The 25227-nt window shown below is 55.2% G+C and carries 29 protein-coding genes, 1 tRNA gene and 3 pseudogenes; 12 read left to right on the forward strand and 21 right to left on the reverse strand.

What is annotated here, in order from left to right:
- Positions 1-201 precede the first annotated feature (201 nt).
- The 5 genes from ACUTQW_RS16420 to ACUTQW_RS16440 form a co-directional block, all read right to left on the reverse strand.
- Complete coding sequence (locus ACUTQW_RS16420; RefSeq protein WP_445654904.1) at positions 202-540, reverse strand: hypothetical protein; 339 nt, start codon at positions 538-540, stop codon at positions 202-204.
- Positions 533-889: a hypothetical protein gene (locus ACUTQW_RS16425; protein ID WP_445654905.1), complete on the reverse strand. Its 357-nt coding sequence runs from the start codon at positions 887-889 to the stop codon at positions 533-535. Before ACUTQW_RS16425 ends, ACUTQW_RS16420 begins: the two co-directional genes overlap by 8 nt.
- A gap of 134 nt (positions 890-1023) precedes the next feature.
- Positions 1024-1806 (reverse strand): ORF6N domain-containing protein, encoded by a 783-nt coding sequence (locus ACUTQW_RS16430; RefSeq protein ID WP_445654906.1) that lies wholly within the window; start codon positions 1804-1806, stop codon positions 1024-1026.
- A 150-nt stretch (positions 1807-1956) separates the two neighbouring features.
- Positions 1957-2241: a hypothetical protein gene (locus ACUTQW_RS16435; protein WP_445654907.1), complete on the reverse strand. Its 285-nt coding sequence runs from the start codon at positions 2239-2241 to the stop codon at positions 1957-1959.
- A 247-nt stretch (positions 2242-2488) separates the two neighbouring features.
- Complete coding sequence (locus ACUTQW_RS16440) at positions 2489-2662, reverse strand: Arc family DNA-binding protein (RefSeq protein ID WP_445654908.1); 174 nt, start codon at positions 2660-2662, stop codon at positions 2489-2491.
- Positions 2663-2786: 124 nt separating this feature from the next.
- Here ACUTQW_RS16440 and ACUTQW_RS16445 point away from each other — a divergent pair, with 124 nt between their 5' ends.
- The gene (locus ACUTQW_RS16445; RefSeq protein WP_445654909.1) at positions 2787-3185 is read left to right on the forward strand and encodes an Arc family DNA-binding protein; all 399 of its coding nucleotides are present in this window, start codon (positions 2787-2789) and stop codon (positions 3183-3185) included.
- Between the two features lie 5 nt (positions 3186-3190).
- On the opposite strand, the pseudogene ACUTQW_RS16450 reads toward ACUTQW_RS16445, so the two are convergent.
- The 7 genes and pseudogenes from ACUTQW_RS16450 to ACUTQW_RS16480 form a co-directional block, all read right to left on the reverse strand.
- Positions 3191-3724 (reverse strand): annotated as a pseudogene (locus ACUTQW_RS16450) (DUF6246 family protein).
- A 59-nt stretch (positions 3725-3783) separates the two neighbouring features.
- Positions 3784-3915, reverse strand: a pseudogene (locus tag ACUTQW_RS16455) (terminase small subunit); the annotation flags it as partial.
- A gap of 99 nt (positions 3916-4014) precedes the next feature.
- Complete coding sequence (locus ACUTQW_RS16460) at positions 4015-4257, reverse strand: DUF2560 family protein (RefSeq protein WP_445654910.1); 243 nt, start codon at positions 4255-4257, stop codon at positions 4015-4017.
- Positions 4258-4317: 60 nt separating this feature from the next.
- The gene (locus ACUTQW_RS16465; protein ID WP_445654911.1) at positions 4318-4497 is read right to left on the reverse strand and encodes a DNA polymerase III subunit theta; all 180 of its coding nucleotides are present in this window, start codon (positions 4495-4497) and stop codon (positions 4318-4320) included.
- Between the two features lie 92 nt (positions 4498-4589).
- The gene (locus ACUTQW_RS16470; protein WP_445654912.1) at positions 4590-5003 is read right to left on the reverse strand and encodes a hypothetical protein; all 414 of its coding nucleotides are present in this window, start codon (positions 5001-5003) and stop codon (positions 4590-4592) included.
- On the reverse strand, positions 5004-5738 hold the full coding sequence (locus tag ACUTQW_RS16475) for a tetratricopeptide repeat protein (protein WP_445654913.1): 735 nt from the start codon (positions 5736-5738) through the stop codon (positions 5004-5006).
- A 187-nt stretch (positions 5739-5925) separates the two neighbouring features.
- Positions 5926-6486 (reverse strand): hypothetical protein, encoded by a 561-nt coding sequence (locus tag ACUTQW_RS16480; RefSeq protein WP_445654914.1) that lies wholly within the window; start codon positions 6484-6486, stop codon positions 5926-5928.
- Here ACUTQW_RS16480 and ACUTQW_RS16485 point away from each other — a divergent pair.
- Positions 6389-7354 (forward strand): annotated as a pseudogene (locus tag ACUTQW_RS16485) (tyrosine-type recombinase/integrase); the annotation flags it as partial. The gene ACUTQW_RS16480 and the pseudogene ACUTQW_RS16485 overlap by 98 nt on opposite strands.
- A 15-nt stretch (positions 7355-7369) precedes the next feature.
- Here ACUTQW_RS16485 and ACUTQW_RS16490 read toward each other — a convergent pair.
- The 3 genes from ACUTQW_RS16490 to ACUTQW_RS16500 all read right to left on the reverse strand — a co-directional run bounded on the left by ACUTQW_RS16490 (position 7370) and on the right by ACUTQW_RS16500 (position 8260).
- Positions 7370-7446: transfer RNA gene (locus ACUTQW_RS16490), tRNA-Arg, on the reverse strand.
- A 146-nt stretch (positions 7447-7592) separates the two neighbouring features.
- On the reverse strand, positions 7593-7889 hold the full coding sequence (locus tag ACUTQW_RS16495; protein WP_232246869.1) for a hypothetical protein: 297 nt from the start codon (positions 7887-7889) through the stop codon (positions 7593-7595).
- Entirely contained in the window at positions 7886-8260 is a 375-nt protein-coding gene (locus ACUTQW_RS16500) for a hypothetical protein (protein WP_237402099.1), read from the reverse strand. The genes ACUTQW_RS16495 and ACUTQW_RS16500 overlap by 4 nt, the downstream gene beginning before the upstream one ends.
- 35 nt (positions 8261-8295) lie before the next feature.
- Here ACUTQW_RS16500 and folD point away from each other — a divergent pair, with 35 nt between their 5' ends.
- Positions 8296-9162 (forward strand): bifunctional methylenetetrahydrofolate dehydrogenase/methenyltetrahydrofolate cyclohydrolase FolD, encoded by an 867-nt coding sequence (gene folD / locus ACUTQW_RS16505; RefSeq protein ID WP_004949430.1) that lies wholly within the window; start codon positions 8296-8298, stop codon positions 9160-9162.
- A gap of 10 nt (positions 9163-9172) precedes the next feature.
- Positions 9173-9385: a ribosome-associated protein YbcJ gene (gene ybcJ / locus ACUTQW_RS16510; protein ID WP_004949428.1), complete on the forward strand. Its 213-nt coding sequence runs from the start codon at positions 9173-9175 to the stop codon at positions 9383-9385.
- Between the two features lie 61 nt (positions 9386-9446).
- Here the strand turns inward: ybcJ and cysS are convergent, their stop codons facing one another.
- Positions 9447-10832: a cysteine--tRNA ligase gene (cysS, locus tag ACUTQW_RS16515; RefSeq protein ID WP_004949426.1), complete on the reverse strand. Its 1386-nt coding sequence runs from the start codon at positions 10830-10832 to the stop codon at positions 9447-9449.
- 332 nt (positions 10833-11164) lie between these two features.
- Between cysS and ppiB the strand changes: the two genes are divergently transcribed.
- The 4 genes from ppiB to purK all read left to right on the forward strand — a co-directional run bounded on the left by ppiB (position 11165) and on the right by purK (position 14147).
- Positions 11165-11659 carry a peptidylprolyl isomerase B gene (ppiB, locus tag ACUTQW_RS16520; RefSeq protein ID WP_004949423.1) on the forward strand — a complete coding sequence of 165 codons (495 nt, stop codon included), beginning with the start codon at positions 11165-11167 and terminating at the stop codon, positions 11657-11659.
- A gap of 10 nt (positions 11660-11669) precedes the next feature.
- Positions 11670-12392 (forward strand): UDP-2,3-diacylglucosamine diphosphatase, encoded by a 723-nt coding sequence (locus ACUTQW_RS16525; RefSeq protein ID WP_020438581.1) that lies wholly within the window; start codon positions 11670-11672, stop codon positions 12390-12392.
- Positions 12393-12558: 166 nt separating this feature from the next.
- Entirely contained in the window at positions 12559-13083 is a 525-nt protein-coding gene (gene purE / locus ACUTQW_RS16530; protein WP_004949420.1) for a 5-(carboxyamino)imidazole ribonucleotide mutase, read from the forward strand.
- Positions 13080-14147 carry a 5-(carboxyamino)imidazole ribonucleotide synthase gene (purK, locus tag ACUTQW_RS16535; RefSeq protein WP_020438580.1) on the forward strand — a complete coding sequence of 356 codons (1068 nt, stop codon included), beginning with the start codon at positions 13080-13082 and terminating at the stop codon, positions 14145-14147. The genes purE and purK overlap by 4 nt, the downstream gene beginning before the upstream one ends.
- Before the next feature lie 225 nt (positions 14148-14372).
- On the opposite strand, the gene galE is transcribed toward purK, so the two are convergent.
- From galE to ybbA, 4 genes are all read right to left on the reverse strand, one after another.
- Positions 14373-15389, reverse strand: a complete 1017-nt coding sequence (gene galE, locus ACUTQW_RS16540; protein ID WP_197912970.1) for a UDP-glucose 4-epimerase GalE — start codon at positions 15387-15389, stop codon at positions 14373-14375.
- A gap of 73 nt (positions 15390-15462) precedes the next feature.
- Positions 15463-16869 (reverse strand): sugar porter family MFS transporter, encoded by a 1407-nt coding sequence (locus ACUTQW_RS16545; protein ID WP_020438578.1) that lies wholly within the window; start codon positions 16867-16869, stop codon positions 15463-15465.
- A 419-nt stretch (positions 16870-17288) separates the two neighbouring features.
- The gene (ybbP, locus tag ACUTQW_RS16550) at positions 17289-19721 is read right to left on the reverse strand and encodes a putative ABC transporter permease subunit YbbP (RefSeq protein ID WP_020438577.1); all 2433 of its coding nucleotides are present in this window, start codon (positions 19719-19721) and stop codon (positions 17289-17291) included.
- Entirely contained in the window at positions 19718-20404 is a 687-nt protein-coding gene (gene ybbA, locus ACUTQW_RS16555; RefSeq protein WP_004949414.1) for a putative ABC transporter ATP-binding protein YbbA, read from the reverse strand. The genes ybbP and ybbA overlap by 4 nt, the downstream gene beginning before the upstream one ends.
- Here ybbA and tesA point away from each other — a divergent pair.
- The 3 genes from tesA to ACUTQW_RS16570 all read left to right on the forward strand — a co-directional run bounded on the left by tesA (position 20375) and on the right by ACUTQW_RS16570 (position 22749).
- Positions 20375-21013, forward strand: coding sequence for a multifunctional acyl-CoA thioesterase I/protease I/lysophospholipase L1 (gene tesA / locus ACUTQW_RS16560; RefSeq protein ID WP_042437248.1), 639 nt, complete (start codon positions 20375-20377; stop codon positions 21011-21013). The two genes, ybbA and tesA, sit on opposite strands and share 30 nt — an antisense overlap.
- Before the next feature lie 25 nt (positions 21014-21038).
- The gene (locus ACUTQW_RS16565) at positions 21039-21815 is read left to right on the forward strand and encodes an SDR family oxidoreductase (protein ID WP_004949412.1); all 777 of its coding nucleotides are present in this window, start codon (positions 21039-21041) and stop codon (positions 21813-21815) included.
- Between the two features lie 79 nt (positions 21816-21894).
- Positions 21895-22749, forward strand: coding sequence for a thioredoxin family protein (locus ACUTQW_RS16570; protein ID WP_197912926.1), 855 nt, complete (start codon positions 21895-21897; stop codon positions 22747-22749).
- 157 nt (positions 22750-22906) lie between these two features.
- On the opposite strand, the gene cfa is transcribed toward ACUTQW_RS16570, so the two are convergent.
- A complete protein-coding gene (cfa, locus tag ACUTQW_RS16575; RefSeq protein WP_037432333.1) occupies positions 22907-24058 on the reverse strand; it encodes a cyclopropane fatty acyl phospholipid synthase in 1152 nt (383 codons plus the stop codon).
- Positions 24059-24320: 262 nt separating this feature from the next.
- Between cfa and ACUTQW_RS16580 the strand changes: the two genes are divergently transcribed.
- The gene (locus tag ACUTQW_RS16580; protein WP_004949405.1) at positions 24321-25226 is read left to right on the forward strand and encodes an SPFH domain-containing protein; all 906 of its coding nucleotides are present in this window, start codon (positions 24321-24323) and stop codon (positions 25224-25226) included.
- Position 25227: the final 1 nt, after the last annotated feature.

Below are 25227 nucleotides of genomic sequence, written 5' to 3' on the forward strand. Positions count from 1 at the left end.
TTGTATCTCCGTTGTATTCAGTGCTTGTATCAGTGCAAATTTGATACTCAGCCTCACCAACACAATCTTCCGCATACACCGGCAACGACATTGACAACAAAATAGCTAGCAACGCTATCTTCATGACAAATTCCCGTAGACGAGTAACAAGTCGTTACATGGTAGCAGAGGGTGCGAAGTAGACAACGAAAAAACCCGCATTTACTTGGTGATCAAGGCAATGAACAAGGGAACGAGAATTGAGGAGATAACAAGGCCGATCACCCACTTATGGTTTTCATCCATTTTGTCCACTACGCGGCGCTCAAAGGCTTTTGCATTATCATTTGAACTTCTCTCAAATGACCTGATGTCACTGCGGATACCAATCATTTCTTGCCGAACATCCTCCATAAGCTTGGCTTGATTTTCTGCAATAATTTCTATGCGCGTCATTCTATTATTCATGTCGCTTCCGTCTCCACCACCTCCGCCATGCCACTGGTATTTTGGGTAATCGGCCATGGAAGAAAGTCCATTATCTCTTTCTCCATTAGCCATTTGACTTATCTCCTTCCACCCATTCTAGCACCGGCAAAACTGCTATGTGGTGGGTAAATCCGCAATTACGGCAGATAACCCGGTATTGATAATGCATCAGGGAATGTGGAGGACCACTAGCATCTAGTTTTATATAATCGACAAACGTTACAGACGAACTACCTTCTGGCCCAGATTTATGTACGTTACATTGAGGAATTCCGATGTCCTCACTTCCACACAAAAGGCATCGAAACGTCTGAACGCCCTGAGTAAAGAGGAATTCAGAAAGCAGGTCAGGAGTTACCCTTTCCATTCTATTTTGAAGGGTCTGCTTTATCTGCCTTTGACGTTCATTTTCATCTTCCATGCTAACTCACCAAAAACGCAATTTTGATGAATCTACCATGCAAAACGAGGGTTCATAAACTGATCTTATATCCATCACCAACGAAAAAACCCGCAGCTAAGCGGGTGGAATAGGTAGGCTCAACATTGAGCGAATTAGAACAACTTACGAAGGTCTACACCGTACACAGCCATCCAGGCATCACGCGGCCATGACTTCACCGTGCCAAAGCGTGGATCTTCCACATCGTGCGGTAAGGTGTCATTCTCTCTGCACCACTTACGCAGCGGCTGCCATTTGAATTTCTCACCGGTCTTCTTCTCTACCGGGATGATGGCAGCGTAATTTTTCCCTTCTCCGAGCCGCTCAGCAAGTTTGTTCTTCTCACGCACCGCTACAGATGCGGTTGCCATTGCCGTGGCCTCTCGCTTTTCCCCTATCCACCGACGTTCCTTTATGGCTCTGTCACGCTGTTCGGTAACTAGGCTTGCTTCTTTGACCTTTACAAGCAGATCTTCAAGAGCCTGTTCATAGGTCAATGGCAAACCTACAGACTCACGAGGACGAAAGTATGAATCCTCCAGTTTTTCGAAGAAAGACCACGCCTCGTCAGTGTCGACGATCTTAGACATCCGGGCGGCCCCCTTCTCAGTCCAGATTGTCAGGGTACGCACCATTCTTGAAATTTGTGCGTGACTATTAGTCACTCGCAAATCTTTCAACTCATCACCTTCAATAGTGAAAATATGTACCCCTTCGACAAAGCGAGCGCTATTGCGTGACAAGTTCTTCCGTATGTTGACTTCGTCAGTTCCATAGCCCCTAGCCAGGGTCTCAGTAGTCACAACACGTATACCGCGCCATTCAATCACTGAAAGCATATCAGGATCGACAACATGCATAGTCTTTGCTACATTTACTGCAGTTGATTGTTGCATTCAAATCTCCAATCAGTAGTAACATAAGCCGCCAGCAGCAACTGGCGGTTTTTATTTGCCCAATGTCAGAGGCAAAATTCTCAGTGCTTTCGCATAATTTTCTCCGTCGCCAGACGACGGCTAATAAATCCTGTTGGTTCAAACCCTAAATCAGTCGCCACGTGCTATCGCTCTGAATGAATCAGCTTTTCCTAACATCTCCACTTCGCCACCAAACAGGTTATCTCTGATGATGGCTTTCACGTAGTAGCGATACAGTGGTGATTCTTCCGGCGAATGAGCTATTTCCTGATCCAAGATATCCAGCACCCATCGGCGAAACTCTTTCGCAATTGAAGTGCGGGCAAACATCGCTATTAAGTGCGCTCCGCGCAGCAAAAAAACACGGGTTGCTTGCTTTCCACTAGGGGTGGTCAGATTGACCACCCCTGTCATTTTGTCGGCAAACTCATCAGCGTGCCGTGAGTAAATACGCTGTACAGCCTTATCGTCAGCGTACTGAAGTGCATAACCAATCTGTGAAGCGGTTAGTCATGTGTCAAGGGCATCGTTTACCGGCGTCAAAATCACACCGTGGAAATTGAGATCGGTATTCGCTACAATCTTCATGTTAGTTTTCTCGCAAGGGTTACTGATACTGAAGCCCCAGCTATCGCAAGTAGCTGGGGCTTCGCCGTTTACACTACGCATTCTTAATCCGCCCAACCGAACGATTCATCCGCTCAGTAGGAACCCTTACAATTTCACTATTCAGCGATCTACCGTGCGATTTTGCCTGTTCCTTCAACCAATTTTTCAGGTCGGCAGGCATGCGTACTAAGTGCGGGGGGATTTCACTTACCCTCCGTGGATTCATTTTGATTCACCATTTGAATGGTTGCCGTACCGTCATCGAACAAATAATGATTCTATATGATTCATTTGTCAACTCAACCATAAAAAAATACACTCATTAGAATGAATCATAAGGAATCACCAATATGGCTAGACCTTCATCATATCCATTGAGGATTAGTGACGAACTCAGAGAACAACTGGAGGCTGAGGCTGCAGATAGCGGCAGGAGCTATAACGCCGAGCTAGCCATGCGCTTGCAGTTGTCTATCAAAATTGAAGAGGCATCTGGAGTAATTCTAGAATATGTGCCAACTCTTATTGAAGACCTAAGCACTGGGCCAGAAAGGATAAAATCGCTAAAAGCAGAAAACGAAAAACTCAAAGAAAAGCTGCGTGCTTTGCAGTCAGAATTTTCATCCTCTTTCGCTATTTCAGGGGCTGACAAATCTGGCATAGCATTGATGAAGCTAAAGAAAGCATATTCTCATATTGCATCAGGCCTAGACGAAATAAGCAGCCTTCTTCCTGATGAGAAGAAATAACTCAGCTACACTTTCGCCATCATCGCCTTCCAGCGCTTCTCATCTTCGCCCATGACCTGGTCATACTCTTCACGCGCAAACCCTTTCTGCTCCGGGTATTTCGCCACCAACAACTGCTGAAATTCAGTCATCGTAAGCTGCTCAGCCTCTGCACGCGGCATGCTGAAGTGATTGCGCTCAGCGCTGATGTACTCGAATGCCTTGAACTCATTCACGTAGGTGTTCGACTCATGACGCTACAGCTTACGCACCTTCGCTTTCCCGATAATGCCGTGAGTGATCAGAGACTGTCCAATAGCGATAATGTCACTCGCTGGCATCTTGCCTTTGCGGAAAACAAAAGCCCGCCTTCCTCTTTTGCTGGGCCGCAACTCCCCCACCAGTGCGCTGATGTCATCATCGCAGCAGACTTGCATAACGATCATTCCAGCAAAAATAGCATCACTACTGAACGAAAGTGCATTGACGTGCGCCAGCAACCACTCAGGAATATCTCCATACGCCTCTAATGCGGCTTCAAGCAACCGAGGTACGTCCACTGGTATGCAGATCAGCAAAACGCTCCATAATCTCCGCAGGTGAGCCTACGGCACGATACCTTCTTGATGTACCGGCGAGCCGTAGCGTAGTTAATGTCCCGCGCTTCGCACCAGTCCTTGGGGGAAATGTTCGTTTTGGCATGGTCGGCGAGGAACTGTTTCTGAAGTGCCCCCCAATCCGGTCTTGCCATAAAATCCTCCAGAATGAAAAGCCGCCAGCAACGGGAGGCCACTGACGGCTCTATGACTAAACATTGAATCAGCCACTCTCTGAATGGCTGCTGCAATGCCTATACCGCTGTGTTTGAAAAAATCGCCAGCGCCTCTACAGACTCCTGAATCGCTTTAGTTGTGCGGCCTACCACGCCATCTTCGGTGGTCACTCGGTTGAACTGCTGCACAAACATTTCGTAATTCAGCCGATCATCCTTAACAAAAGCTATGGCCTGTTTCGTCGCTGCAGTGTCGTAACTCAATAACATCAGCAGATCCATTCGTAACTTTTGAGATGCGGTTAACTCGTCTGTTTCCATGCCTGATCCTCGGGTTTTGACATAAAAAAACCCGCCGTAGCGGGTTGTGATTGAGTGTTCTTATTTCTTTCCGTTGGCCTCGGCCATTTGCTGATAGACCGGCGCGGATCCGGTGGGAAGCCTTTTGCTCACCTCGCGGTAGTGCGCCATGCGCTCTTTGTAAGCAACGCCTGACGCAGCGAGGTCAACGTTTACTTTATCCATTTCTTCTTTTGGTAGATTGCCGAGATTGTATGACATGGGGCACTTCTTTTGGGGAGGATTATATAGCAATACAAACCAGCTATATGAATCAGACCTATTATAAGAAAAAAACCGCCTCAGCGGTTTTCTTATACAGTTATGTTCTTTAAACCAGAAACCAACTTATCGATCTCTTCGGCTTCATTGATAAGTTGCTGTGCTGTTAATTTGTTTACTTTCTGATGAAGCTTATAATCAGCAGTAACCCGATGATAATGACCAGTTTTTAACTTTAGCCCAAGTTTCTTCAGGATGACCGGGTCGAGCTTATGCTCAGTCGCCGCATCACCATCACATAAGTAGTTAAAAAACCGCTCGTGGGCGCCGCCTGGAATCTTATTACCATCTTTATCATGAGAAGGAACTTGCCCATTAACCACCCGCAAAACAGAGTGATACATGCAATAGTAAGCTCGACTCACTGCATTACGAGTCCACTGCTCACCTGTGTTGCCCATAGATGCTTTGGCTAGCTCCATAAAACAATCGTAATTTACGGCCATTTACTCACCTTTTGGTTCAAAAAAGCCAATACAATTACTAGTTTCTAGGCCACTACCTATCATTTCCTCTACCAACTGATCGTTAAGAGTAGAGAGTAAGGCAACATCATCAGTATCTACAACGAAACTGAATGCTAACATTCCATAACCATCATCACCGACCTGTGTACTCACAGGAGGCAGATTGTGCCTTTCGGCAACTTTCCGTACTGCTTTAGCAACCTCTTCAAGGTCTTTCACTTGCTCGCCCAACGATAAGAGCTTGTCGAAGGTTGAGATTGCTGCTGCACACGTCTCACTAGGTTGAATTTCCATTGCTATATACATTGGAACCACCTTATTTAACAGGTCCATGTCAATCCAGAAAGCCGCGACTATGATGACATCGCTGAGCAATTCTGGCTCACGGACAGCATCGACAGCACGTCTGAGAATTTCGAGTTGCTTACTATGAATCCCCTTGTTAGCAAAAGCCAATGCATAGTTAGCCCATGTAACTTGGTCCTGCGGAGCTAGGAGTATCGAGCGTTCACACAGCTCCACTCCTTCGTCAATATCTCCGCAAATAATCTTCACCAACCCTTCTATACCAAGCCCTTGATATCTATCCGGAAGCTTTTTTGAACCAGCAATCACTCGCTTGGCCTCAAATTCACTCAAGAGATTTTTACCCTCGAGCAGCGACGGAGTAAGCAACTGAATCCACTCATTAGATTTTGGCTTTGGAGCGCTCATTCGTTCTTCTTTGCTGTTGTTTTACTGACAAAAAATGCAATGATTCGCTCATTGCATCTTAAATGAATCTAACGTTGTACCTACTCGTAATGCTACGAAGTGTATTACTACAGGTAATAAAATGCCATCAGTTAGATGTAAAAATCGCACTATCAGGCACTGCAATACCATCATTTTCAGATTGTACTTAGGGAAATGGTTGCGGTTTTGATAGCGATTTTTCCCTAAGATTTCCATCGTATTCAAGCTGACGTATTGCCACCAACTGGCTGTTTGCTTTATCGATGGCCGCAAGCAGCGGGTCAATCCACAGCACCGCTTGGCAATAGGTCAGCGTGCCGGAGGCAGTGGGGCCAGCACCGGTTGCGTCAGCGTTGCCGGTATCGGCTGACATTGCGCCGGAACGTATACGGTGCGTGTAGTCGAGCAGCCCACCAGCAATAGCAGCGGGAACAGCCAGATCACACGTCGGTTGATTCTTGAGGATCGTCCGGTATTCAATTTCTTTCCCCTGAGTGTCCGCGTCGGTGTTTATGCCGTACTGGCTTGCAGCAGTGCTGATAGCATTGGCTCGCTGAAACTGAAACGACTGGGTAGCAATGGTGGTAGCCTGCAAGCTGTTGTCGCTTTGCAGCTGTTCAACCTTTCCGCTAACTGAGAAAGAGGAAAAGAGATCACTGGACGATGACCGCACGAAAATAGAGTTTTTCCTACAGCATTTCTCTGGAAAAAATCTCTCGTCGATCACGGAAGATAGGATTATGACGGCAGTTGCCAAGATGCCAAACAGGAAACATAGGCAGCGTTGGGAGCTGAGAAAAGCAGCGGCGGAAAGGAGAGGGAAGCCAGTCCCTGTTTATGAACCCAAGCCTGTATCGGCTGCCACACGCAGCCAGCATCTATCATTCATGCGTGGGTTAATGAAAATCGCCGCCGATGAATGGAAATGGCTACGCAAATCACCAGTGATTAAAGTCAGAAAACCTATTAGCAAGCGAGTTAGGTGGCTTACAAAGGAAGAAGCAACCACGCTGCTCAGGTGTATGCCTGAGCAATTCCTCCCTGTTGTTGTGTTTGCACTGGCTACAGGGCTTCGCCGCTCTAACATTATAGATCTTGAATGGTCACAGGTTGACATGCAAAGAAAGGTAGCCTGGATTCACCCAGAAAACGCTAAGGCGGGTAAAGCCATTGGTGTTGCCCTTAATGACACTGCATGCAAAACACTAAGGGATCAGATTGGCAAGCATTCGAGATTTGTTTTTGTGCATACAACTGCACGCAAGCGGCCTGGTGGCGGAGTGACACCAGCCGTCAGGAAAATGCGTGTTGACGATAACTCAGCCTGGAATACAGGAAAGCGTCGCGCTGGCATTACTGATTTCCGATTTCACGATCTGAGACATACCTGGGCAAGCTGGTTGGTTCAGGCGGGAGTACCACTGTCAGCACTGCAAGAAATGGGAGGTTGGGAGAGCATAGAGATGGTTCAGCGTTACGCTCACCTTTCCCCTTCCCATTTAACCGAACATGCGAGAAAAATTGACGAAGTCTTGGCGAGCAATGTCACTAATCTGGCACTTTTGGAAAATGTAGTTGTTGGAGAGCAGAGGTAAGTCATTGAAATTTAATGGTACGCCCTACAGGGCTCGAACCTGTGACCTACGGCTTAGAAGGCCGTTGCTCTATCCAACTGAGCTAAGGGCGCATTGGGATGCGGCAACCGGGGGTTGCGGGTTGGGATTATACGGTCAGAGGTCACTGAGTCAATGCCTTTTCATGACGTTACGGCGGCAGCCGTGCTTTATGGCGATTTTTCACCCATCCCCCGTTCCGCCCATTGGGCCAACGCCTTCATTTATCTTGGGTGAGATCCGGCAGCAGGCTGCTGCTGCGCTGGGCCAGGCCGCGATCGGCGGTGGTGGGAAGGCGTTCTGATTGCTCTTGCCCTGCCGGGCGTTGCAGGCAAACGCGTGCCGAACGCACCACCGCGTTGATATTCCCCCAGTCCGCGTGTTGCGCCGTCAGCAGGTTGCAGGCCGCCGTTAGCTGTTGGCTGAGCGCGGCGCTGGCAGGTGCAGCATTTAACGAGGCGTGGCCCAACGGCATCCACGCCAGCAGCATAAAACCTATGCCCACGAGTTTTCTCATGCTCTCAGCCCCCGGTACAACGCGTTCAGCCGCGCTCTCCATGAAGGCTGCGCCTTGTGTACGGCGAGTTGGTGCAACGCAATCAGCTGCGCCACATCCGCCGGGTGCAAAGAAGAGTCGAACACCGTTTCACCGACGTGTTTCGGTTGGCTATCAATCGGGTGGTGCAATGAGTGCAACCGGGCGATGACCATCATGATTTTTACTCCCGTACCGCAGTATGAATAATGCCAGCTTACGCAGCAGCCGGTAAAAAAGGCGTAGAGGATCATTCCGTTGGCATAAAAAAAACGTAAATCCCCACCGGCAAACGCCGGCGATCGCGATTCAACGCCTGACAGCGCGCTCAGCTTCTGACAAAATAGCGCCATCCCCCGCTTTTCTTAATTGATGGATTTCCTCACTGATGGCAGCAAAGATTATTGATGGTAAAACGATTGCGCAGCAGGTTAGAAACGAAGTGGCTGAGCAAGTTAAACAACGTCTGGCGGCCGGCAAACGCGCCCCGGGCCTGGCGGTCGTGCTGGTGGGCGAGAACCCGGCGTCACAGATTTACGTCGCCAGTAAGCGCCGCGCCTGTGATGAAGTGGGCTTCCTTTCCCGCTCTTACGATCTGCCTGCCACCACCAGTGAGGCCGAGCTGCTGGCACTGATCGACAAACTGAACGCCGACGGCGAAATCGACGGCATTCTGGTGCAGTTGCCGCTGCCGGCCGGCATCGATAACGTCAAAGTGCTGGAACGTATCCATCCGGATAAAGACGTCGACGGTTTCCACCCGTACAACGTCGGTCGCCTGTGCCAGCGCGCGCCGAAGCTGCGCCCCTGCACCCCGCGCGGCATCGTCACCCTGCTCGAGCGTTATAACATCGACACCTACGGCCTGAATGCCGTGGTGGTTGGCGCATCCAACATCGTTGGCCGCCCGATGAGCATGGAGTTGCTGCTGGCCGGTTGCACCACCACCGTGACCCACCGCTTCACCAAGAATCTGCGTCACCACATTGAAAACGCCGATCTGCTGGTGGTGGCGGTCGGTAAACCGGGCTTTATTCCGGGCGATTGGATCAAACCGGGCGCGATCGTGGTCGATGTCGGCATTAACCGTCTGGAAAGTGGTAAAGTGGTCGGTGACGTGGATTTCGATGCCGCCAGTGAGCGTGCAGCCTACATTACCCCGGTTCCGGGTGGCGTTGGCCCGATGACCGTTGCTACACTGATCCAAAATACCTTGCAGGCCTGCGAGGAATATCACGACGTTCAACCTAAATAAGTAAGGCAGTATGGAAACTTTTAATCTGGATAGTCACCCGCACGTCGAACTGTGCGACCTGCTCAAGTTCCAGGGCTGGTGTGAAAGCGGCGGCGCCGCCAAAGAAGTCATCGCCGAAGGGTTGGTGAAAGTGAACGGCAAAGTCGAAACGCGCAAACGCTGCAAAATCGTCGCCGATCAGGTGGTGGAGTTTAACGGCGGCCAGGTTGTAGTTAAGCCGTGAGCCCCGCTCCATAGAAAAAGGCGCTGATAATCAGCGCCTTTTTTGTTTGCGGCTGCGCCTGTTACTTACGGCGCCAGGTGGTCCCCTGCGGGCCGTCTTCCAGCACGATACTCATCTCGTTCAAGCGATCGCGAGCGGCATCCGCCAGCGCCCAGTCTTTGGCTTTGCGCGCGTCGTTACGCTGTTTGATTAACGCCTCGATCTCCGCCACTTCACCGTCGTCAGCCTGTGCGCCGCTTTGCAGGAACTGTTCCGGCTCCTGTTGCAGCAGGCCCAGCACCTTCGCCAGCTTGCGCAGTTCCGCCGCCAGCCCGTTGGCCGCCGCCATGTCCTCGCCTTTCAGGCGGTTAACCTCACGCGCCAGATCGAACAGCGCCGAGTAGGCTTCCGGGGTGTTGAAATCGTCGTCCATCGCTTCGCGGAAGCGGGCTTCGAAGGCTTCGCCACCGGCCGGTTGCGCATTGGCGTCGGTGCCGCGCAGTGCGGTGTACAAACGCTCCAGCGCGGTGCGCGCCTGCTTGAGGTTCTCTTCGCTGTAGTTCAGCTGGCTGCGATAGTGGCCGGACATCAGGAAGTAACGCACCGTCTCGGCATCGTAATGGCCGAGCACGTCGCGGATAGTGAAGAAGTTATCCAGCGATTTCGACATCTTCTCGCGGTCGATCATCACCATGCCGGAGTGCATCCAGTAGTTGACGTACGGGCCGTCGTGGGCGCAGCTGGACTGGGCAATCTCGTTCTCGTGATGCGGGAACATCAGATCCGAACCGCCGCCGTGGATGTCGAAATGGGTGCCGAGCTGCTTGCAGTTCATGGCGGAACATTCAATGTGCCAGCCTGGGCGGCCCGCGCCCCACGGCGATTGCCAGCTAGGTTCGCCCGGTTTGGACATTTTCCACAGCACGAAGTCCATCGGGTTGCGCTTCACGTCGTCAATCTCAACGCGCGCGCCGGCCTGCAACTGATCCAGATCCTGGCGTGACAGCAGGCCGTATTGCGGATCGCTATCAATCGAGAACATCACGTCGCCATTGCTGGCGACATAGGCGTGATCGCGATCGATCAGGCGTTGGGTGATCTCGATGATCTCGGCGATATGCTGGGTGGCGCGCGGCTCTTGATCCGGGCGTTCGATCAGCAGCGAATCGAAGTCCGCGTGCATCTCCGCCAGCATGCGTGCGGTCAGTTGATCGCAGCTTTCGCCGTTTTCTGTCGCGCGGCGGATAATTTTGTCGTCAACGTCGGTCACATTGCGCACATAGTTCAGCGAATAGCCGAGATAACGCAGGTAACGCGCTACTACGTCGAAAGCGACAAAGGTACGCCCGTGGCCGATATGACACAGGTCATAGATGGTTACCCCGCACACGTACATGCCCACTTTACCGGCATGAATGGGTTTGAATTCCTCTTTTTGACGACTCAGGGTATTAAAAATCTTTAGCATCGAGACATTCCGTGGTGTGCGTGATAACAAAAAAGGGAGTTAGGCTATACACCTAGCAGGTGTATTGAAACCCGAAGCCTGATCTAATGCAAGGTTAAGCCCGCGCTTTGCTGCGCCGGGTTGCGCAAATCGGTGATATGTCCGTCATCTTGCAAGCCGCAGGGTATCAATCAACGCCGCCGCCATTGTTATAATATAACAACACCCGATTTACCACAGAGCCTGCGCGGTTTAGCCGCTGCTGACTCGTTAATAGAGATATGTTATAAGGTCGGTCTGAATGTTCACTCGCTCTACGTGACGTCTCACTTCATCTTGTTAGGACTAAAACTATGGTTACTTTCCACACTAATCACGGCGACATCGTTATCAACACCTTTGCTGACAAAGCGCCGGTTACCGTTGAAAACTTCCTGAGCTACTGCCGTGCAGGTTTCTACGACAACACTATCTTCCACCGTGTTATCAACGGTTTCATGATTCAGGGCGGCGGTTTTGAGCCTGGCATGAACCAGAAAGACACCAAAGCGACCATCAAGAACGAAGCCAACAACGGTCTGAAAAACACCGTGGGCACCCTGGCGATGGCGCGTACCAACGATCCGCACTCCGCTACCGCTCAGTTCTTCATCAACGTGGCTGACAACGACTTCCTGAATTTCCGTGCCGAGAACGCGCAAGGCTGGGGTTACTGCGTATTTGCCGAAGTGGTTGAAGGCATGGACGTGGTCAATAAAATCAAAGCCGTGAAAACTGGCCGCAGCGGCATGCACCAGGACGTTCCGGTAGAAGACGTGATCGTCACCAGCGTTACCGTCAGCGAGTAATCGCGGCTGCATGAATACGCTGTTCATCGCGGATCTGCACTTATGCGCACAGGAACCGGCAATCACTGCCGGTTTTCTGCGTTTTTTGCGGCACGATGCGATTCACGCCGAAGCCCTGTACATTCTTGGCGATCTGTTCGAAGCCTGGATCGGCGATGACGATCCCGAACCGCTGCACGCGGAGATTGCCGCTGCGCTGAAGACGCTGCAGCAAGCCGGCGTGCCCTGCTACTTTATCCACGGCAACCGCGATTTCCTGCTCGGCAAGCGCTTTGCCCGCGCCAGCGGCATGCATCTGCTGCCGGAAGAGAAAGTGCTGGAGCTGTACGGTCGCAAAATCCTGATCCTGCACGGCGACACGCTGTGTACCGACGATCAGGCTTATCAGCAGTTCCGCCGCAAGGTACATAATCCGTTAATCCAGAAGCTGTTTTTGGCCATGCCACTGCGCTGGCGCCTGAAGATCGCCGCCAAGATGCGCGCTCGCAGCCGGCAGAGCAATCAGGGCAAATCGCAAGCCATTATGGACGTCAACCCGCAGGCGGTTGAGCAGGCGATGCTGAGCCATAACGTACACTGGATGATCCACGGCCACACCCACCGCCCGGCGGTGCATGAGCTGGAACTGAGCAACGGCAAGGCCCACCGCGTGGTGCTGGGCGCCTGGCACGCTGAAGGTTCGATGATCAAAGTCAGCGCCGACGCCGTCGAACTGATCCAATTCCCTTTCTAACCCCCTGACTTGCCACGCGAGTGAAAAAATTCGCGTTTTCGACGGTGAAAACCGGCGACGCAACCGTTTTCCTCGCCGTGCGCTCATGGTATGATCTGCGCCCTCATTCGGCCTCCCGCCGCAGGCAACCGGCCGTCGTTTGTACACTTACAGGAGCCTTACACCCATGGGAGCCAACGCCGCTTCAGCCACTAACGCTGGGGTTAAAATCGCAATTGTAATGGGATCGAAAAGTGACTGGGCCACCATGCAGTTCGCGGCCGAGATCCTGACCCAACTCGATGTCCCGTTCCATGTCGAAGTCGTTTCCGCTCATCGCACGCCAGACAAGCTGTTCAGTTTCGCCGAACAGGCCGGCGCCAACGGCTTTGACGTGATCATTGCCGGTGCGGGCGGTGCTGCGCACCTGCCGGGCATGCTGGCGGCGAAAACGCTGGTTCCGGTGCTGGGTGTTCCGGTTCAAAGCGCCGCGCTGAGCGGTGTAGACAGCCTGTATTCTATCGTACAAATGCCGCGCGGCATTCCGGTCGGCACCCTGGCGATCGGCAAAGCCGGTGCGGCCAACGCCGCTCTGCTGGCGGCGCAAATTCTGGCGCTGCACGACACCGCGCTGGCGCAACGTCTGGCCGACTGGCGCCAGGCACAGACCGAAGAGGTGCTGAACAACCCGGATCCGCGGGAGGAAGCATGAAGCCGGTTTGCGTACTGGGCAACGGCCAACTGGGGCGCATGCTGCGCCAGGCCGGCGAACCGCTGGGCATCGCCGTTTACCCGGTCGGCATCGACGCCGAACCGGAAGCAGTGCCCTATCAAAACAGCGTGATCACCGCAGAAATCGAACGCTGGCCGGAAACCGCGCTGACGCGTGAACTGGCGACCCACAACAGCTTCGTCAATCGCGATATTTTCCCCCGTCTGGCGGACCGCCTGACGCAAAAACAGCTGCTCGATCAGCTCGGCCTGGCCACCGCGCCGTGGCAATTGCTGGCCGATGCCGCCGAGTGGCCGCAGGTGTTCGCCACTCTCGGTGAACTGGCGATCGTCAAACGTCGCGTTGGCGGTTACGACGGCCGCGGTCAATGGCGCTTGCGCCCGGGCCAGGAAGCGGAACTGCCGGCGGATGCCTACGGCGAGTGCATCGTCGAGCAGGGGATTAACTTCTCCGGCGAGGTTTCGCTGGTCGGCGCGCGCGGGCACGACGGTAAGTCGGTGTTCTATCCGCTGACCCATAACCTGCATGAAGAAGGCATTCTGCGCACCAGCGTGGCGCTGCCGCAGCCTGACCCCGCTCTGCAACGGCAGGCTGAACAGATGCTGGCGGCGATCCTCGACGAGCTGAACTACGTCGGCGTGATGGCGATGGAGTGCTTTATCGTTGGCGACAGCCTGCTGATTAACGAGCTGGCACCACGGGTACACAACAGCGGCCACTGGACGCAAAACGGCGCCTCCATCAGCCAGTTCGAACTGCACCTGCGCGCCATTCTCGCCCTGCCGCTGCCGAAACCGGTGGTCAGCACGCCGTCGGTGATGGTCAATCTGATCGGCACCGCCGTGAATCAACAGTGGCTGGCGCTGCCGTTGGTGCATTTGCATTGGTATGAGAAAGAAGTGCGCGAAGGCCGCAAGGTCGGCCACCTCAACCTGAACGATCCTAGCGCCACCGTGCTGCAACAGGCGTTGCAGGCACTGGCACCGCTGTTGCCGGCCGAATACCAGAGCGGCCTGGCCTGGGCGCAACAGAAGCTGGCTTAAGGTTTACTCCGCAACAAAATCAAAGGGTTCAGCCAGGCTGAACCCTTGAGTTTGATGACAAAGTTGTCTTTGAACCCGAGATACCCGGGCCTAGCGCACCGAGGGGCGCTCCGACGGCCAAGGCCGTTACGACCCCTTCGGCACGCTCTCCCTAATAACGAGCTTTGTCAGCAGTCTGCAGGGGTCAGTTCAGCACGCGGAACCCTTTTTATGGCCGATAAAACACTACCGGGTATAGCCCTGCGGATTTTTGCTTTGCCAGTTCCAGGTATCGCGCATCATCGCATCGAGCCCGCGCTGCACTTCCCAGCCCAGTTCCCGTTTAGCCAAACTGACATCGGCCCAGAACGCGGGCAAATCCCCGGCACGGCGCGGTAAAATCTGATAAGGCACGGCAACGCCGGCGGCTTTCTCAAACGCATGCACCATCTCCAGCACCGAATGCCCTACCCCGGACCCCAGGTTATAAGCTTTAGAACCGGCGATCTGCTTTAGGTGATCCATCGCTGCCAGGTGGCCCTGCGCCAGATCCATCACGTGAATGTAATCGCGCACGCCGGTTCCGTCTTTGGTGGGATAGTCCCCGCCGAACACGCTCAGGTGATCCCGCTTGCCGACGGCCACCTGAGCAATATAAGGCAGCAGATTATTCGGGATCCCGCTGGGGTCTTCCCCCATCAATCCAGACTCATGGGCGCCCACCGGGTTGAAGTAGCGCAGAGAGACAATGGAAAAGGCCGGTTCAGCCTTGGCGAAATCCTGCAGGATCTGCTCCACCATCCACTTGGAGGTGCCGTAAGGGCTGGTCGTGCCGCCGATCGGCATGTCTTCCCGGTAAGGCACCGGCGCATCTTCGCCGTACACCGTCGCCGAAGAACTGAAGATAAACTGATGAACCCCGGCGTCGCGCATAGCTTCCAGCAATACCAGCGTGCCCGCTACGTTGTTCTGGTAGTATTCCAGCGGTTTGCGGGTGGATTCTCCCACCGCTTTCAGGCCGGCGAAATGGATCACCGAAGCGATCTTGTGCTCGCCGAAGATCCGGCTCAGGCACGCCGCGTCCCGCACATCCCCCTGGCAGAACACCGCCGCTTTACCGGCCAGTTGCTCCGCACGGCGTAAGGACTCTTCGGAGGCGTTGATCAAATTATCCAACACCACCACCTCTTCACCGCGCTCCAACAGCGCCAGTACCGTATGTGAACCTATGTATCCGGCGCCGCCGGTCACTAAAATCGCCATCATGCTCCCCTTTCATCAGCATCGGGCGCTAACACCCGATGCATATGCCTGTTTCATGCGCGCAGCCAGCCGACTAGCGCGTACCTATGTTGCGTAATGGCTTGCCGGCCATCAGATTGCGTTCGATATGTTCCAGAGAGATATTTTTGGTCTCTGGGATCAACGCCAGCGTAATAAAGATAAACACTACGTTGAGCGCCGCGTAGACCCAAAAGGTATAGGCGCTGCCCAGCGAATTGAGCATAGTCAGGAAAGTCGCACCGACGATCATATTGGCGATCCAGTTGGTGGCGGTGGAACAGGTGATGCCAAAATCACGGCCCTTAAGCGGCTGGATCTCCGAACACAGCACCCAAATCAACGGGCCGGCGCTCATGGCGAAACCGACAATAAACATCAACAACATGATGACGGCGAAATATTGCGTCGCCGGCGTACTCATGCCGATACCCATCATTGTTCCCAATGCGCCCATGCCCACGGCCATCACGATAAAACCGAGGATCAGCGTCGGTTTGCGGCCCCAGCGATCCACCAGCCCAATGGCGATAAAGGTGGCCAGCACGTTAACCAGCCCGACAATCACCGTACCCCACATCTGCTGTTCGGTACTGGCAAAACCCGCCAGGCCGAAAATCTTCGGCGCGTAATACATGGTGACGTTCATGCCGGTAAACTGCTGCATAACCTGCAACAGAATGCCGAGGAAAACGGCGCGGCGGAAATTTTTATTATCCTTGAACAGCGCCCAGCCACTCTGCTTCAGCTTGAGGCTTTCACGGATTTCGTTCAGTTCATGCTGCGCCTGGGCGCTGCTGTCGCGCAGCTTTTCCAGCACCTGACGCGCCTGTTCATGGCGATTGCGCGAGGCCAGCCAGCGCGGGCTGTCCGGCAGGAAGAACACGCCAACCAGCAGCAAGCCGGCCGGAATGGTGATAACCCCCAGCATCCAGCGCCAGGCGCCGGTGTAGCTGAACGCGGTATCAGACAGGTAGGCGGCCAAAATCCCGATGGTGATCATCAATTGATACATCGAGATCATGCTGCCGCGAATTTTCTCCGGCGCGATTTCAGACAGGTAAATCGGCGCGGTATAGGAAGCGATGCCCACCGCCAGCCCCAGCAGAATGCGCGAAAGTATCAATATGTCCACATTGGGCGCCGCTGCGGAACACAACGACCCCGCCACGAACAGGATCGCGCCGATCATCAGGCTGTATTTGCGCCCGATGCGGAAATTCATCCAACCGCTGCCCACGGCGCCGACCGCCGCACCGAACATCATCGAGCTGACCACCCACTCCTGCTGGGAGCTGGTGATGTGAAAAGAGTCGGCAATAAACGGCAAAGCGCCCGCAATCACGCCGATATCCAGACCAAACAGCAGCCCGGCTAACGCAGCCAGAAAACAGACGAAAAAAGTCATACCGGCATTCGTCTGGCTTTTCTCAGCCGACGCAATTTTGACGGCAACACTCATACAGCCTCCAATAGATAACGTTGAATCAGTTAGCCGTCATGATAGGAGGCAATCCGCAGGCGGTAAGTGAGTGAGATCACATTAGTGGAAACGGTTACATTATTTCCATTTTCGTAAACTTACTTATCGGCATAAAAAATCAAACATATCATATTGATTATATTTACAAATAACTTCGTAGCGTTTGCCGGCACTCTCAAGATAAAAAACACCGCTTGTCAGACCTCAATATCAACCTTGAATGGCAGCCATTTATTTGTAATCGATTTCACTGAAGTGACATACTCAACGAAGGATCAAGATGGAAGGAAAAAACACTTTCCTGGCAGGCGGTCATGAAGGGGAATCAGTGGGGTTTCAATACAAAAGATTTCGGCCCGGCTCCCGATAACAGGGGGCCGGGCCGACTATGCAGCGGTTTAACCGTCGTAACTGCGGAACAATGCCTGGCCGCGCAACAGCCGTACGCCCAGCCAGCCGCCACACAGCGACAACAGCAACGCACTGAGCAACGGCAACGCCCACCACAGCACCGGCGTGGGCGCCCACGGGAAGTCGAATACCTGGCTTTGCAGCAACCATAGCGCCGCTTCCGCCCCCACCGCCGCCGCGATGCCCGCCACCAGCCCAAGCAGCGCAAACTCGCACCACAGCGTGCTGCGCAACAAGCGCTTGCCGGCACCCAGAGTACGGTACACCACCAGTTCCTGGCGCCGTTGCCGCATGCCCACCTGCACCTGCGCCATCAGCAACAAGCCACCGCAGAGCACCACCAGCACCACCATCACCTCCAGCGCGCGGCTGACCTGTTGCAGCACCCCGCCGACCTGTTTGAGGATTGACCCGATGTCCAGCAGGCTTAGCGTCGGGAATTGCCGGTTGAGCTGGGTCAGCATCTGGCCGTCCCCGTCATAGCGGAAGCTGGTAAGCCAGGTCTGCGGTTGACCGTCCAGCGCACCCGGCGGGAAGATGAAGTAAAAGTTCGGCTTCAGGCTTTCCCAGTCCACCTGCCGCAGGCTGGTGACCCTGGCGCTGAACGACTGGGTATCGCCGCTGAAGGTCAGCGTGTCGCCCAGCTTAACCTTGAGCCGCCCGGCAATGCCCTGATCCATCGACACCTCACCGGCCTTCGGCGGCCAACTGCCCGCCAGTAGCGGATTGTGCGCCGGCAGATCCGCCAGCCAGGTCAGGTTCAGCTCGCGGTTAACTGCCTCACCGCCCGGATCGTCCTCATGCACCCGCTCGGTCGCCACCTGCTGATTAATCTCGGTTAGGCGCACGCGTACAATCGGGTAATACGTTTCCGGCTTGACCTGATGCTGTTGCAGGAAGGTTTTCACCTGCGGCACCTGCGCTTCGGTCAGGTTCAGCAAGAAGTAGTTCGGGCTGTCCGGCGGCAGTTGCTGTTGCCAGCGGTCGAGCAGATCGCCACGCAGCACCAGCAACAACGCCAGCAGCATAAACGACAGCGAAAACGCCGCCAGTTGGCTGACCGTTACCCAGGGCTGATGCAGCAGGCGATTGACCGCCAGCCGCAGCGCCAGATTCTTCAGCGTAATGCGGCGCAACAGCAGCAGGCTGCCCCAGCCGATAGCCCCCAACAACAGCGCCAACACCAGAATACCGGCGAGGATCGACCACAGCAGCGTGCTGGCTCCCATCAAGGCCGTCAGCAGCGCCACCACAATCACCGCCGTTACCGGCAGGAAATAGCGCAGCGGCCAAACGTTGGCCACCACGTCGCGGCGCAATACTCGCAGCGGTTGGGTCGCCAACAGTTGCCGGTACGGCCGCAGCCCCACCAGCAGCGAAATCATCAGCAACGCGCCGATCGCCCACAACCACGGCCAGGCCCCGGCGGCCGGCAGTTCCGCCGGCAGCACCGGCGCCAGCAGCCGAATCAGCACCGCTTCAAACCCCAGGCCGATAATGCCGCCGCACGCTGCCGCCAGCGAAATGACCGCCAGCCACTGGCCGACAATCAACTTGCGCAAGGCGCTGCGGCCGGCACCCAGCGTTTTCAGCACCGCGATCAGATCATAACGGCTGCGGCAATAGTGGCTCATGGCCACCGCCACGGCGGCGATCGACAGCAGCAGAGTCAGCAGCGCCGACAGCAGCAGGAACTGTTGCGATCGTTGCAGCGATTTGCCCAGCGCGCTGCCGGACTCCTGCAACCCAAACCAACGCTGGTCGGGCTGGAGCTGCGGCGTCAGGCGCGTTTCGTAACGCTGAATGTCCTCCGGCGAACCGGCGAACATATAGCGGTAGCTCAGGCGGCTCCCCGGTTGCACCGCCCCGGTTTTATCCACATCCGCAAGGTTGATCATGATGCGAGGCGCAGTCTGGAACGGATTGAAGCCGGAGTCCGGCTCCTGAAGGATTTCACCGGCAATGCGCAGGCGGGTGTCGCCCACGTCCAGCGAGTCCCCCACTTTCACATTCAGCAACGCCAGCAAACGCGGCGCCACCAGCACGCTGCCCGGTTCAAGCTTGACGTTGGCCGGGCGCGTTTCCAGCTTGCCGTACAGCGGATAGGCCAGATCGGTGGCTTTCACGTCCGCCAGCTGCGGCCGGTCACCGGCGTAGGTCATGGTGGTGAACGACAGCTGGCGGCTCACTTTCAGCCCTTCTTGTTGCGCATCCAGCAGCCAGCCTTCCGGTACTGGCCGCGCGCTGCGCAGCACCCGGTCACCGGCGATAAAATCACGGCTTTGCTGGCTCAGCCCCTTGTCCATGCGATCGCTGATGCTGCCCAGCGCCAGCACGCAGGCCATCGACAGCGTCAGCGCCAGCCAAACGATCAGCAGTGACGGCGAACGCCATTCCCGCCAAAACCAACGCCAGATCATGCTTCCTCCCACAGCTTGCCTTCACGCAGGCGCAACCGCCGCTGGCAGCGCGCCGCCAGGGTTTCGTCATGGGTGACCAGGATCAGGGTGGTGGAGAAATCGCGGTTGAGGGAGAACAGCAAATCGGCGATGCGTTCGCCGGTCTGGCGATCGAGGTTGCCGGTCGGCTCATCGGCAAACAGCACCCGCGGCCGGCCGCTGAATGCGCGCGCCAACGCAACCCGCTGCTGCTCACCGCCGGAAAGTTGCGCCGGCAGGTGATCGAGCCTTTTGCCCAGCCCCAACTGCTCCAGCAACTGAACCGCCTGCTCGCGGCTCTGCCTGTCGCTCTCGCCGCGCAGCAGCGCCGGCAGTTGCACGTTCTCCAGCGCGTTGAGCGTCGGCACCAGCATGAATGACTGAAATACAAAACCGACGTTTTTGGCGCGCAGGGCCGCGCGCCCTTCTTCGTCCAGCGCGGTCAGCGATTCACCCAACAAATGCACGTCCCCTTCACTGCCGTCGTCCAACCCGGCGAGGATCCCCAGCAGCGTCGACTTGCCCGAGCCGGATTCGCCAATCAGGGCAATTGTCTGTGCGGGTTTGACAACCAGCTCGACTCCGGTAAGGATGGAGAGCTGATGCTCACCCTGACCAACGTGTTTACTAAGATGATGAACTTCAAGAACGTTTTCCGCTGGCATCTTCCCTTCCTTTTGCTGTTGGGATTATTCAGTTTACGCGCTGTCGCCGCCGATACCTTATTGATTTTAGGCGACAGTTTAAGCGCCGGTTACCGCTTGCCGGTGGCGCAGGCCTGGCCGACGCTGCTGGCCGACCAATGGCAGAAAAAACCGGGCGATCCGCAGTTGGTGAACGCCAGCATCAGCGGCGACACCGCCGCACAAGGGCTGGCGCGCTTACCCGCCCTGCTGAAACAACACCAACCGCGCTGGGTGCTGATCGAACTGGGCGCCAACGACGGCCTGCGCGGTTTCCCGGCGCAGGACGTGCAACGCGATCTCAGCCAGATCATTACTCTGGTGCAGCAAGCCGGTGCGCAGCCGCTGCTGATGCAAATCCACATTCCGCCCAACTATGGCCGCCGCTATACCGAGGCTTTCAGCGCGATTTACCCGCAGCTTGCCAGGCAGTTCAACATTCCGCTGCTGCCGTTCTATATGGAACAGGTGGTGATCAAAGCGGAATGGATGCAGGATGACGGATTGCACCCCAATAAGGACGCCCAACCGTTTATCGCCACCTGGATGGCGGAACGCCTGGAACCTCTAGTAAAACATGAGTCTAACTAAATAGGGTTGTACACTAGGTAAAGTTATGCAAAAAGCGGTATTGATAACCGGCTGTTCCAGCGGGATAGGACTGATTGCAGCGCAAGATCTGCGTAATCGCGGCTACCGGGTGCTGGCCGCCTGTCGCAAGCCGCAGGACGTGGAGAACATGCGTCAACTGGGCCTGGAAGGCATTGAGCTGGATCTGGACGACAGCGACAGCGTCGAACGCGCCGCGGCGCAGGTGATCGCACTGACCGGCGGCCGGCTGTATGGCCTGTTCAACAACGGCGGCTTCGGTGTGTACGGCCCGCTGAGCAGCATTTCCCGTCAACAGCTGGAGCGGCAATTCTCCACCAACCTGTTTGGCACCCACCAGTTGACCCAGTTGCTGTTGCCGGCGATGCTGCCGCACGGCGAAGGGCGCATTATTCAAACCAGTTCGGTTATGGGGCTGGTCTCCAGCGCCGGACGCGGCGCCTATGCCGCCAGCAAGTTTGCGCTGGAAGCCTGGTCCGACGCGCTGCGCATGGAGCTGCACGGCACCGGCATTCAGGTCAGCCTGATTGAACCCGGCCCGATTTCGACCCACTTTACCCAGAACGTGAACCAGGCGCAGAGCGATAATCCGGTGCATAACCCCGGTATCGCCAAACGCTTGACGCTGCCGCCGGAGGCCATTTTGCCCAAGCTGCGCCACGCGCTGGAAAACCCGCGCGCCAGGCTGCGCTATCCGGTGACCCTGCTGGCGCACGCGCTGAGCGTATTGCGCCGCATCCTGCCCGGCCGCTGCCTGGACTGGCTGCTGCGCAGCAACGGTTAATTTGGGTGCCGGGGTTGAAGAATGCCGCCCCGCCCCCATCTAAGAGCCAATGGCTCCGCAAGATCAGAGAGAGAATCACATGCTAGCTCAAGCTGTTGTTGATATTAACGAAACAAACCTGCACCAAACGCTGGAACAATCGATGTCCCTGCCGGTGCTGTTCTACTTCTGGTCAGATCGCAGCCAACACTGTCTGCAACTCACCCCAATCCTGGATAAGCTGGCGGCGGAATATGTCGGTCAGTTCGTGTTGGCCAAAGTGGACTGCGACGTAGAACAAGCGATCGCCGCCCAGTTCGGGCTGCGCTCCCTCCCTACGGTTTACCTGTTCAAAGACGGCCAACCGGTCGACGGCTTCCAGGGCCCGCAGCCGGAAGACGTCATCCGCGAATTCCTGCAGCGTTTCCTGCCGAAGGCAGAAGATCTGAAACTTGCGCAGGCAACCGATCTGCTGGCCGAAGGCAACGCGGCTGAAGCGCTGCCGCTGTTGAAAGACGCCTGGCAAGCCAGCCAGCAACGCAGCGATATCGGCCTGACGCTGGCAGAAACCCAGATCGCGCTGAACCGCACTGAAGAGGCCGAAACGGTGCTGGCGACTATCCCGTTGCAGGATCGCGATACCCGTTATCAGGGCCTGGTAGCGCAAATTGAGTTGCTGAAGCAGGCGGCCGACACGCCGGAAATCCAGTTGTTGCAGCAACAGGTGCAACAACAGCCGGAGAACGTCGAGCTGGCCGTGCAACTGGCGCTGCAACTGCATCAGGTTGGGCGCAACGAAGAAGCGCTGGAACTGCTGATGGGGCATTTGAAGAAAGATCTGGCCGCCGCCAACGGCAGCGCGCGCAAGACGCTGATGGATATTCTGGCCGCACTGGGCACCGGTGACGCATTGGCGGCTAAGTACCGTCGTCAGTTATATTCATTACTGTATTAATACCCGCCATAATTCCGCTATTCTCGGCGATATCCCCTAAATAGTTCGGGTTGCGTCAAGGCGGCAACTGAATGAATCCCCGGGAGCATAGATTACTATGTGACCGGGGTGAGTGAAGACAGCCAACACAGATGCAGCTCGAAATATGACGGGGATATCAGCGATAAACCCGCACCCCGCCCTCCACGCCTTTCGGGCTGAACAACACTTGCCACAGCTGAATATCGCGCGAACGGAACGCGCCGGCGCAGGCATTCAGGTAATAAGTGAACATCCGCTCGAAGCGTTCAGAGTAATTCTCTGACAACGCCGGCCACGCCCGTTTGAAATTCTCATACCAGGCCATCAGCGTGCGATCGTAATCGGCGCCGATATTGTGCCAATCCTCCATCACAAAACGCTTTTCGCTGGCTTCGGCGATGTGGCGCACCGAGGGCAGACAGCCGTTGGGGAAGATGTATTTATCAATCCAGGCATCGACATGGGGATTGGTTTGGTTGGCGCCAATGGTGTGCAGCAGGAACAGACCGTCAGGCTTCAGATTGCGCTCGGCGACGCTGAAATAGGTGTCGTAGTTTTTCGGCCCGACATGTTCAAACATGCCGACGGAAACAATGCGGTCAAACTGGCGGTTCAAATCGCGGTAATCCTGCAGCAGGATCTCCACGTCCAACCCCTGGCAGCGCTCCTGCGCCAGCTTTTGCTGCTCGGCCGAAATGGTCACGCCGTACACCGATACGCCGTAGTTTTCCGCCGCATACTGCGCCAGCCCTCCCCAACCGCAGCCGATGTCCAGCAGCGACATGCCCGGTTTCAGTTGCAGCTTCTCGCAGATCATTTTCAGCTTGGCCAGTTGCGCCTGCTCCAGCGTTTCCGCGTCCTTCCAGTAACCGCAGGAATATTGCATATAGGGATCGAGCATCGCACGGAACAGATCGTTGCCGATGTCGTAATGCTCTTTCCCCACCTGCCAGGCGCGTTTGCGCGATTGCCGGTTAAACAGCCGCGCATAGGCGATCCGCGTAATGTCCGCCAGGCTTTTGGGCAGGCGTTCATCAACGCCGAAATGCAGGATGCGGGTAAACAGCGCATCCAGTCTTTCGCAATCCCACCAGCCGTCCATATAGCTTTCGCCAAACCCGAGCGAGCCTTCCTGCAGAATGCGTTTAAATAAGCCCGGATTGTGCACCTGAAGATCAAATGCATTATTCCCGTTGATGGTAATGCCGGCCGCAGCCAGCATTTCTTCCACGATGAGATACCAGCGATCTTTTTTCTGGGCAAGTTCATCGACACTGATTGAGTCCATAACGATCCTTGGCGCAAGATGTCACTTCAAAAAGCATAGTCGCAAATAGAAATGACAAAAGTTCGAAGATAAGCGCAGCGACAGGTTCCACTCTAGCCAAAGCAGACAACGTCATGAAATGAATTAAAATTATTGGAAACATGCCAATTTGGAATGTTATCGATCCCTTATGCTGATTTATCTCCTGAAACGACGGGGATATTAGGCTTTCCCCCCGCTCTGGCGTAAAATCTTCTTACATATGTCTGACAGGAGGTTTGCCATGTTTACCCTTATTCCCATCGTGATTGTCGTCGCGCTGATCATCGTCTTCGCCGGCGTCAAAATTGTACCGCAAGGGTTCCAATGGACGGTGGAACGCTTCGGCCGCTACACCAAAACGCTGATGCCCGGTTTAAATCTGGTTGTGCCCTTTATGGATCGCATCGGCAGAAAAATCAATATGATGGAACAGGTGCTGGATATTCCTTCGCAGGAAATCATCTCACGCGATAATGCCAACGTGGCCATCGATGCGGTGTGCTTTATCCAGGTGGTCGACCCGGCGCGCGCCGCTTACGAGGTCAGCAACCTTGAGCGGGCGATCGTCAACCTGACCATGACCAACTTCCGTACCGTGCTCGGCTCAATGGAGCTGGACGAAATCCTGTCGCAGCGCGACAGCATCAACAGCCGCCTGCTGCATATCGTCGACGAAGCCACCAACCCGTGGGGCGTCAAGATCACCCGTATCGAGATCCGCGACGTGCGCCCGCCGGCTGAACTGATCGCCTCAATGAACGCCCAGATGAAGGCCGAACGTACCAAGCGTGCGGACATCCTTGAGGCCGAAGGTGTGCGCCAGGCGGCCATCCTGCGCGCCGAAGGGGATAAGCAATCGCAGATCCTGAAGGCCGAGGGCGAGCGCCAATCGGCATTCTTGCAGGCGGAAGCGCGTGAACGTGCCGCAGAAGCGGAGGCGCGGGCCACTCAGTTGGTTTCCGACGCTATCGCCAGCGGCAATATCCAGGCGGTGAACTATTTTGTGGCGCAGAAATACACTGACGCGCTGCAGAAGATCGGTTCCGCCAACAACAGTAAAGTCATTATGATGCCGCTGGACGCCAGCAGCCTGCTCGGTTCAATCGGTGGCATTGCCGAGCTGTTGAAAGACACCAAAGGCAAGTAAT

The sequence above is a fragment of the Serratia sp. TSA_7 genome, assembly GCF_052692135.1.